The organism is Cellulomonas sp. B6 (assembly GCF_001462455.1).
GTDB lineage: Bacteria > Actinomycetota > Actinomycetes > Actinomycetales > Cellulomonadaceae > Cellulomonas.
Genome location: NZ_LNTD01000103.1, coordinates 19,941 through 29,645, shown reverse-complemented (window position 1 = coordinate 29,645; position 9,705 = coordinate 19,941). Strand labels below are relative to the sequence as shown.

The window sequence follows — 9,705 nt, the reverse complement described above, 5'->3', positions numbered from 1 at the left end:
ACGACGGTCGGAGGCCCGGTCTCGATCGAACCGTTTCGACGTCGTCGTCGGGTCCTTCGCGCAGCCATCGTGGTCGAAGTCCTGCTCAGGGACAAGCCCCGATCGTCTGGTCTGCGTGTCTTGCCTCACATACCGGACCTGCCCTAGATTCGCCAAGGCGATATGAATCGAACCGCTTCGACGCCGTGGCGGGACGGCGGGTCACCGAGGACCCGGCGTCGCGACCGTCCCGCCGTCCCGTGCACGTCCGTTTCCACGAGGGAGTGAAGGACGCTCATGAAGACCACCACCTCCACCGCACGCCTCGGCGACGTCGAGGTCCGCCGCCGCTCGTTCCTCGGGCTGGTCGCCGCCGGCGCCGCCGTGGTCGGCGTGCCGTCGCTGCTCACGGCGTGCAGCACCGACGCGCCGCCCGCCGCCGCGCCCGGGGCCACGCCCTCGGCCGACGTGCTGCCGAGGTACGTCCCCGTCGACTACGTCGCGCCCGACTACCCGAGCGTCAACGGCTCGACGCCCGGCTACGAGACCCTGCCTGCCGAGCTCGTGCAGTCGGTGCCCGAGCCCCCGGGCGCCGGGTCCTCGTTCACGGCCATGACCCCGCTGTGGGGCACGATCCCGCCCACCAAGGGCAACCAGTACTACGAGGCGGTCAACGGCCTGCTCGGCTCGACCATCGCGTTCCAGATCACCGACGGGAACGTCTACGGCGACAAGCTCGCGACCGTGCTCGCCTCCGCCAAGGACGTGCCGGACTGGGTCAGCGTCCCGTCGTGGAACATCCCGCCGCGGTTCGGGTCGGAGATCGTGCCGAACCTCTTCCAGGACCTCACGGACTTCCTGGGCGGCGACAAGGTCGAGCAGTACCCGAACCTCGCGAACATCCCGACCGACGCCTGGAAGTTCTGCGTCTTCAACGGCCGCCTGTACGGTCTGCCGTTCCCGGGCGAGATCATCACCGACGCGATCTTCTACCGCAAGGACGTGCTCGACGAGCTCGGCATCACGCCGTCCGTCAGCAACGGCCAGGACCTGCTCGACCTGGCCAAGGAGCTCACGGGTGGCAACCGGTGGGGTGCGGAGGACCTGTGGAACACCGCCGCGATCATCCACGGCGTCCCGCCCAAGTGGATCCTCGAGGGCGACAAGCTCGTGCACCGCGTCGAGACCGAGCAGTACCGCGCGGCGCTCGCGTGGAACGCCGAGCTGTTCGCGAGCGGCGCGGTCCACCCCGACGCGGTCGCCGACCAGGCCGGCGAGGCCAAGACGCGCTTCCAGTCCGGGCAGTCGCTCATCATGAACGACGGCCTGGGTGGCTGGCACGAGGCGCTGCGCGACAACCTCGCGAGCAACCCCGCGTTCTGGCAGCAGCCGCTCGACCCGTTCGCGGCCGACGGCGGCACGCCCGTGCTCTGGAAGGGCAACCCCGCCAACATCTTCTCGTTCCTCAAGAAGAGCGACGACGAGTCCCGCATCACCGAGCTCCTCGCGATCGCCAACGTGCTCGCGGCGCCGTTCGGCACCACCGAGTTCGACGTCATCAACAACGGCGTCGAGGGCGTGCACTACGAGCGCGGCGCCGACGGCCTGCCCGTGCCCACGCCGCTCGCGGCGACCGAGATGCAGCCCACGTACATGTTCCTGGTCGACCCGCCCATCGCGAACGCGCGCGTGCAGTACCCCGGGTACGTCAAGGCGTCCTCGGAGTGGCAGACGAAGGCGGCGGAGTTCATCACCGAACCGCTGTTCTACGCGCAGCAGATCGTCGAGCCCGTGCAGTACGCGTCGATCGGGCAGCCGTTCGTCGACCTCGAGAAGGACATCTCGCGCGGACGCAAGTCGCTCGACGACCTCGACGCGGCCGTCGACACGTGGCGGGCGTCCGGCGGCGAGGAGCTGCGGACGTTCTACCAGGAGATCCTGGACGCGCGGTGACGAGCCCCGGTCAGGTCGTGCGTCGCGGCGCGGGTCGGCGCGCCGCGGCACCGGACCCGGTCGCGGAGGGGGCGGGTGCGCCCGCCCCCTCCCGCCCGGCGAAGGTGCCCGTCCGCAAGGTCCCGCTGCGCACGCGGCTGCGTCGCGACGGCGCGCTGCTCGTCATGGTGCTGCCGGCGATCACGCTGCTCGCGGTCTTCGCGTACGTGCCGATGCTGGGCAACGTCATCGCGTGGCAGAGCTACTCGCCGTACGTCGGGTTCCTGCGCAGCCCGTTCGTCGGGTGGGCCAACTTCGAGCGCGTGTTCTCCAACCCGCTGTTCCTCGACGCGGTGCAGAACACGCTCGTCATCACGGCGTTCCAGCTCGTGTTCTTCTTCCCGGTGCCGATCGTGCTCGCGCTGCTGCTCAACAGCGTCGTGACGCCGCGCATCCGCACGACCATCCAGTCGATCGTCTACCTGCCGCACTTCTTCTCGTGGGTGCTGGTCGTGACGATCTTCCAGCAGATCTTCGGCGGAGCGGGCCTGGTCAACCAGACCCTGCGCGACGCGGGCCTCGGGTCGGGGTTCGACCTCATGACCAACCCCGACACGTTCCTCGTGCTCATCACGATGCAGTCGGTCTGGAAGGACGCGGGCTGGGGGATCATCATCTTCCTCGCCGCGCTGTCCACGGTGTCGCCCGAGCAGTACGAGGCGGCGGCGGTCGACGGCGCCAACCGGTGGCGGCGCATGTGGCACGTCACGCTGCCCGCGCTGCGGCCCGTCATCATCCTGCTGCTGATCCTGCGCCTGGGCGACGCGCTCACGGTCGGGTTCGAGCAGCTCATCCTGCAGCGCGGGGCCGTGGGCGCGGACGTCGCCGAGGTCATCGACACCTACGTCTACTACCAGGGCGTCATCTACGGCGACTGGAGCTTCGCGGCCGCGGCGGGCCTGATCAAGGGCGTCGTCAGCCTCGCGCTCGTGCTCGGGGCCAACAAGCTCGCCCACGTGTTCGGCGAGTCGGGGGTGTATCGCAGGTCATGACCACGCAGAGCGGAACGACACCGGAGATCGACACCGACGTCGCGCTGATCCCGCGCGACCTCGCGGCCGACGCGGCGGGCCGTGCCCGCCGCCCGCGCCGCTCGCGGCACCGTCCCGCCTGGGAGGAGCCGCCCAGCAAGGTCGGCGCGGCCGTCAAGTTCGTCGTGCTGGCGGGCGTCGTGCTGGCGGTCGTCTTCCCGCTGTGGACGGTCGTCGTCACCAGCCTGTCGACGCAGGCCGAGACCATCCGCGCGGGCGGGCTCGTCGTCGTGCCGGGCGAGCTGACGCTCAACGCCTACAAGCAGATCCTGTCCGGCGGCGTCGTGACGCGCGCCGCGCTCGTGAGCGTCGGCATCACGGCCGTCGGCACGGTCATCTCGACGATCGTGTCCGTGCTCGCGGCGTACGGGCTCTCGCGGCCCTCGTCGCTGTGGCACCGCCCGATCCTGTTCGTCTTCCTCATCACGATGTTCTTCGGCGCGGGGCTGATCCCCACGTACCTCGTGGTCAGCGGGCTCGGGCTGATCGACTCGTACTGGGCGCTGATCCTGCCGGGCGCGGTCTCGGCGTTCAACGTGCTGATCCTGCGCAACTTCTTCATGGGCCTCGAACCGGCGATCCTCGACGCCGCGCGCATCGACGGGGCGGGGGACTGGCGGATCCTCGGCCGCGTCGTGCTGCCGATGTCCCGCGCGGTGGTCGCGGTCATCGCGCTGTTCTACGGCGTGGGGTACTGGAACGCGTTCTTCAACGCGATCCTGTACATCAACGACAACGCCAAGTGGCCGCTGCAGCTGGTGCTGCGCTCGTACGTGCTGCAGGGCGTCACGCTGCCCGGGTCGGGCGTCGGGCAGGTGGACGTCGCGACGGGGGCCGTGACGGGCCTGCCGGTGAAGATGGCGGTCATGGTGCTGGCGATCGTGCCGATCGTGATCGTCTACCCGTTCGTGCAGCGGCACTTCACCAAGGGCGTCATCTTCGGCGCGATCAAGGGCTGACGCGTGCGTCGTCCGTGGCGCCGCCCGGTGCGGGACGGTGCGTCAGCGCACGGGGGCGACCGTGCTCGCGCGCTCGACGAGCATGGGCGCGAGCAGGCGGGTCTCCGCCGGCTCGGAGCGCTCGACGCGGGCCATGGCCATCTCGACCGCGACCCGGCCGATGGCGTGCGCGGGGATGTCGACGTTCGTCAGCGGCAGCGCCTGGCCGACGGCGACGTCGGGCGGGCAGACCGCGACCACCGAGACGTCGTCGGGCACGTGGCGGCCGCGCTCGCGCAGCGTCGCCAGGACCCAGGGCAGCGCGACCTCGTTGTGCACGACGAGGCCGGTCACGTCGGGCAGCGCGGCGAGCACGCGGTCGACGGCGTCGACCGCCCCGGCCATCGAGGACTCGCAGGGCTCGACGACCCCGGTGACCCCGGCGTCGCTCGTGCCGCGCGTGAAGCCGCGGATCATCCGCTCCGCGTACGACGTGTGCCGGTCGAGCACCGCCTGCGGCGAGCCCAGCAGCGCGATCTGACGGTGGCCGAGCCGCGCCAGGTGGCGTGCCGCGAGGTGGCCGGCGGCCTCGAAGTCGAGGTCGACGCACGACAGCCCCTCGGGGTCGCGCGGCAGGCCGATGAGCACCGCGGGCTGGCTGAGGCCCGCGAGCACGGGGACGCGCGGGTCGTCGGCCTCGATGTCCATCATGACCAGCGCGTCGACCATCGACCCGTTCGCGACGCGCTCCATGCCGGCGATCTCGTCGGCGGTCAGCAGCAGGACGTCGTGGTCGAACGTGCGCGCGGCGGTGACGACGCCGGTGACGAACTGCATGATGACCGAGACGTTGACGTCGACGCGCAGCGGGGCCATGAGCGCGAGCACGTTGGTGCGGCTCGACGCGAGCGCACGGGCGCCCGCGTGCGGGCGGTACCCGAGCTCGCGGATCGCGCGCTCGACGCGCTGGCGCGTCGGTGCGGAGATCGGTCGCTTGCCGGACAGCACGTAGGACACGGTGGAGGTGGACACCCCCGCCGCGCGCGCCACATCGTCGATCGTCGTCGCCACGTCGCTCCGTTCGTCCCGTGCCGCGGCTCCGTCCCGCGCAGCGCGCTCCGTGGGGCGTTGCTGCGACCCGCGGTGCGGCACACCCTAGCGCGCGGTGCCGGCACGTCAGGGGCGGGACGGGCCGCCGGTGCGCGCCGGCGATCCTCCGCGGTGACGCGCAAGCGCTTCGCCTCTGACCTGGGCGGCTGTCCGGCTCGGAAGCGCGACAGGGGTCACGAAGGACATCGATATCGACGCACTACGCTGGCGAAGCGCTTCGACGCTTCCCGTCGGGGCCGCGACGACGAGAGGGTGGGGGCATGACGGGGACGGTGGCGTCGGGCGCACCCACGCTCGCCGCCCTGACGGACGACGTCGGCCTGCTGTACGGCGCCGACTGGAACCCGGAGCAGTGGCACCCCGACGTGTGGCGCGAGGACGTCGCGCTCATGCGTGCGGCGGGCGTCAACGTCGTCACGGTCGGCGTGTTCGCCTGGGCGACCATCGAGCCGCGGCCGGGGCGCTTCGAGCTCGACTGGCTGGACCGGGTCGTCGACCTCGCGCACGACTCCGGGATCCTCGTCGACCTCGCGACGCCCACCGCGTCGCCGCCGCCCTGGCTGGGCGTGCTGTGGCCGAGCTCGCGCGCGGTGACCGCCGACGGCGTGCGGATGTCCCACGGCTCGCGCAACCACTTCTGCCCGTCGTCCCCGCACTACCGCGAACGTGCGCTCGCGGTCGCGCGCGTGCTCGCCGAGCGGTACGGCGAGCACCCCGGCGTGCGGATGTGGCACGTGGGCAACGAGTACGGCCAGGTCTGCTGGTGCGAGCACTGCGCGGAGGGCTTCCGCACGTGGCTGCGCGCGCGGCACGGCAGCCTCGACGAGCTGAACCGCGCGTGGGGCACCGCGTTCTGGAGCCAGCGGTACGACGAGTGGCGCGAGGTGATCCCGCCGCGCGCCGCGCCGTACCTCGTCAACCCGACGCAGGTGCTGGACCACCGGCGGTTCGCGTCCGACCAGCTGCTCGCCCTCTACCTCGAGCAGCGCGACGTGATCCGGGAGCACGCGCCGGGCGTCCCGGTGACGACCAACCTCATGGGCTTCCACCACCCGACCGACTACCGGCGGTGGGCACCCCACCTCGACGTCGTCGCCGACGACGTCTACGGCGACCCCGCCGACCCGCACGACGTCGTGCGCGTCGCGCTGACGCACGACCTCGCGCGGGGACTGGCCGGCGGTGCGCCGTGGGTCGTGATGGAGCAGGCCGCGGGGGCCGTGAACTGGCGCCCGCACAACGTGCCGAAGACGAGCGCCCAGCTGCGCCTCGACTCGCTGCGCGCGATCGCGCGCGGCGCCGACGGGTCGTGCTTCTTCCAGTGGCGCGCGTCGACCGCCGGCGCCGAGCGCTACCACTCGGCCCTCGTGCCGCACGCGGGCCCCGACACCGCGCTGCACCGCGCGGTCGTCGAGCACGGCGCCGAGCTCGCACGCCTGCGCGAGGTGGTCGGCACGCGCGTGCCCGCCCGCGTCGCGCTCGTGTTCGACTGGCCGAGCTGGTGGGCCGCGGAGGAGCCGGCGTCCCCGTCGCAGCGCCTGCGCGTGCTGCCCCAGGTGCTCGCGTACTACCGGCCGCTGTGGGAGGCGGGCGTCGGCGTCGACGTCGTGGGGCCCGACGCCGACCTCGACGCCTACGACCTCGTGGTCGCGCCCCAGCTGCACCTGGTCGAGGACGTGCACGTCGCGGGGCTGCGGCGCGTCGTCGAGCGCGGCGGCGTGCTGCTGCTCGGGCCGTTCTCGGCGGTCGTCGACCGCGACGCGCACGTCCGCACCGGCAGGTTCCCCGTGCCGTTCGCGGACCTCGTGGGCGCCTCGGGCGAGGAGTGGGTGCCGCTCGCCGACCCGGTCGACCTCCGCTCCGACCTGCTGGGCGACGTGCGCGTGCACGACTGGGCCGAGCGGCTGCGCGTCGAGGGAGGCGAGGCCGTCGCGACCGTCGTCGGCGGCGACCTCGACGGCTGCGCCGCGGTCGTGCGCCACCGCCACGCGGGCGGAGGCCAGGGCTGGTACGTCGGCGCGCTGCTGCCCCCGGACGCGCTCGCGGGCGTCGTGCGGGCGTGCCTCGACGCCGCCGACGTCACCGGCCCCGCGGGCGTGCGCGCCGCCGCCGACGTCGAGGTCGTGCGCCGCGGCCACGTCACCTTCTGCCTCAACGCGGCCGACCGGCCGCGCACCGTGCACCTGACCGGCGCCGACGGCGTGTGGCACGACCTGCTCACCGGCGCCGACGTCGCCGGTGACGTGCCGCTCGCCCCGCACGGCGTCCTGGCCCTGATCGAGAGGACCCCATGAAGTTCACCGACGGCTACTGGCAGCTGCTGCCCGGGGTGACCGAGCTGCGCCCCCGCCAGGTCGACGACGTGGTCGCGACCGACGACACGCTCACGGTCTACGCGTCCACCGCGCCCATCACCACGCGTGGCGACACGCTCAACCGCCCGCTCGTCACCGTCACGCTGCACTCGCCGATGGACGGTGTCGTCGGCGTGACGATCGAGCACTTCCAGGGCGGCCTCGACCGTGGTCCGCGGTTCGCGCTGCACCGGGACGCGGGCGACGTGAAGATCGCGACGCCCGACCTCACGGGGCAGGCCGTCGCGACGCTGCGGTCGGGGCAGCTCGAGGCGCGCGTCGCGACCGCGGGCGACTGGTCGGTCGAGTTCGTGGACGTCACGGACGGCCGCGTGCTCACGGCGTCCACGCCGCGCAGCGTGGGGGTCCTGACCGACGCGGACGGCCGGCACTTCGTGCGCGAGCAGCTGACGATGGGTGTCGGCGAGCACGTCTACGGCCTGGGGGAGCGGTTCGGCGCGCTCGTGAAGAACGGCCAGACGGTCGACATCTGGAACGCCGACGGCGGCACCGCGAGCGACCAGGCGTACAAGAACGTGCCGTTCTACCTGTCGTCGAGCGGGTACGGCGTGTTCGTCGACCAGCCCGAGCGCGTCTCGTTCGAGATCGGCACCGAGGTCGTGTCACGCGCGCAGTTCTCGGTCGAGGGCCAGTCGCTCACGTACTACGTCGTCGCGGGCCCCACGCCCAAGGACGTGCTGCGCCGCTACACGGCGCTCACGGGCCGTCCGGCGCGCGTGCCGGACTGGTCGTACGGACTGTGGCTGTCGACGTCGTTCACGACCAGCTACGACGAGGCGACGGTCACGCACTTCGTCGACGGCATGGCCGAGCGCGACCTGCCGCTGAGCGTCTTCCACTTCGACTGCTTCTGGATGCGGCAGTTCCACTGGAGCGACTTCATCTGGGACCCCGCCACGTTCCCGGACCCCGAGGGCATGCTGCGCCGCCTCAAGGAGCGCGGCCTGCGGATCTGCGTGTGGATCAACCCGTACGTCGCGCAGCGCTCGGTGCTGTTCGCCGAGGGCAAGGAGCGCGGGTTCCTCGTGAAGAACCCCGACGGCTCGGTGTGGCAGTGGAACATGTGGCAGGCCGGCATGGGGCTGGTGGACTTCACCAACCCCGACGCCGTCGCGTGGTACCAGGACAAGCTGCGCGGACTGCTCGGGCAGGGCGTCGACTGCTTCAAGACCGACTTCGGCGAGCGCATCCCGACCGACGTCGTGTGGCACGACGGGTCGGACCCGCAACGCATGCACAACTACTACACGCATCTGTACAACCGGTGCGTGTTCGAGCTGCTCGAGGCCGAGCGGGGCGAGGGCGAGGCGGTGCTGTTCGCGCGGTCGGCGACGGCCGGCGGCCAGCAGTACCCCGTGCACTGGGGCGGCGACTGCGAGTCGACGTTCGTGTCGATGGCGGAGTCGCTGCGTGGTGGGCTGTCGCTCGCGCTGTCGGGCTTCGGGTTCTGGAGCCACGACATCGGCGGGTTCGAGGGCGTGCCCGACGCCGCGGTGTTCAAGCGCTGGCTGCCGTTCGGCCTGCTGTCGTCGCACAGCCGGCTGCACGGCTCGGACTCCTACCGCGTGCCGTGGGCGTTCGACGACGAGGCGGTGGACGTCACGCGGCGCTTCACGCGCCTGAAGATGTCGCTCATGCCGTACCTCGCGCAGGCCGGGCGGGTCGCGCACGAGGAGGGGCTGCCGGTGATGCGCCCGATGGTGCTGGAGTTCCCGCAGGACCGCGGCGCGGCGACGGTCGACACGCAGTACATGCTGGGCGACTCCCTGCTCGTGGCGCCCGTGTTCTCGGCGGCGGGTGACGTCGACGTGTACGTGCCCGAGGGCACGTGGACGTCGTGGCTGACGGGGGAGCAGGTGACCGGGCCGCGCTGGGTGCGCGAGCGCCACGGGTTCGACTCGGTGCCGCTGTACGTGCGTCCGGGGACGGTGCTGCCGGTCGGCGCGCACGACGACCGGCCCGACCGTGACCACGCGGACGGCGTGACGCTGCACCTCGTGGAGCTGCCGGACGGTCACCGGTCGACGACGCGGGTGCCGAGCGGCGACGGCGAGGCGGTGTTCACGGTGCGGCGCGACGGCGGCGTGGTGCGCGTGACGGCCGCCGGGACGGACGCGCCGTGGGCCGTCGAGCCGTTCGGCGGGCGCCGCGTCGAGGTGGCCGCCGGCTCGGCGGAGGTCGTCGTCTCCCTCTGAGGCCGCCGTCCGCGCTCGCGGGCACCCGTCCGTCCCGGGGAGGGCGGCGGGCGCCCGGGGGTGCGGGAGCGGTCCCATCCCCTGT

Annotated in this window: 6 protein-coding genes; 5 read left to right on the top strand and 1 reads right to left on the bottom strand. The window is 72.4% G+C overall.

The genetic code is table 11. The features are described 5' to 3' along the window. The first annotated feature begins 276 nt into the window (after window positions 1-276). The 3 genes from ATM99_RS09990 to ATM99_RS09980 are packed head-to-tail and all read left to right on the top strand — an operon-like array spanning window position 277 to window position 3,961. Window positions 277-1,932 (top strand): extracellular solute-binding protein, encoded by a 1,656-nt coding sequence (locus ATM99_RS09990; RefSeq protein WP_062102775.1) that lies wholly within the window; start codon window positions 277-279, stop codon window positions 1,930-1,932. Then, complete coding sequence (locus ATM99_RS09985; RefSeq protein WP_082659533.1) at window positions 1,929-2,963, top strand: sugar ABC transporter permease; 1,035 nt, start codon at window positions 1,929-1,931, stop codon at window positions 2,961-2,963. Before ATM99_RS09990 ends, ATM99_RS09985 begins: the two co-directional genes overlap by 4 nt. Next, the gene (locus ATM99_RS09980; protein WP_062102774.1) at window positions 2,960-3,961 is read left to right on the top strand and encodes a carbohydrate ABC transporter permease; all 1,002 of its coding nucleotides are present in this window, start codon (window positions 2,960-2,962) and stop codon (window positions 3,959-3,961) included. The genes ATM99_RS09985 and ATM99_RS09980 overlap by 4 nt, the downstream gene beginning before the upstream one ends. A gap of 42 nt (window positions 3,962-4,003) precedes the next feature. Here ATM99_RS09980 and ATM99_RS09975 read toward each other — a convergent pair whose 3' ends face one another. Then, window positions 4,004-5,011 (bottom strand): LacI family DNA-binding transcriptional regulator, encoded by a 1,008-nt coding sequence (locus tag ATM99_RS09975; RefSeq protein ID WP_062102773.1) that lies wholly within the window; start codon window positions 5,009-5,011, stop codon window positions 4,004-4,006. Window positions 5,012-5,310: 299 nt separating this feature from the next. On the opposite strand from ATM99_RS09975, the gene ATM99_RS09970 reads away from it, so the two are divergent. Together ATM99_RS09970 and yicI are read left to right on the top strand one after the other, a co-directional pair. Continuing rightward, the gene (locus tag ATM99_RS09970) at window positions 5,311-7,344 is read left to right on the top strand and encodes a beta-galactosidase (RefSeq protein WP_062102772.1); all 2,034 of its coding nucleotides are present in this window, start codon (window positions 5,311-5,313) and stop codon (window positions 7,342-7,344) included. After that, complete coding sequence (yicI, locus tag ATM99_RS09965; RefSeq protein ID WP_062102771.1) at window positions 7,341-9,620, top strand: alpha-xylosidase; 2,280 nt, start codon at window positions 7,341-7,343, stop codon at window positions 9,618-9,620. The genes ATM99_RS09970 and yicI overlap by 4 nt, the downstream gene beginning before the upstream one ends. Window positions 9,621-9,705: the final 85 nt, after the last annotated feature.

Bases quoted from the DNA above. Each gene is read 5' to 3' on its own strand.
- ATM99_RS09990 (WP_062102775.1), top strand. From the start codon at position 277: ATGAAGACCACCACCTCCACCGCACGCCTCGGCGACGTCGAGGTCCGC.
- ATM99_RS09980 (WP_062102774.1), top strand. From the start codon at position 2,960: ATGACCACGCAGAGCGGAACGACACCGGAGATCGACACCGACGTCGCG.
- ATM99_RS09970 (WP_062102772.1), top strand. From the start codon at position 5,311: ATGACGGGGACGGTGGCGTCGGGCGCACCCACGCTCGCCGCCCTGACG.
- yicI (WP_062102771.1), top strand. From the start codon at position 7,341: ATGAAGTTCACCGACGGCTACTGGCAGCTGCTGCCCGGGGTGACCGAG.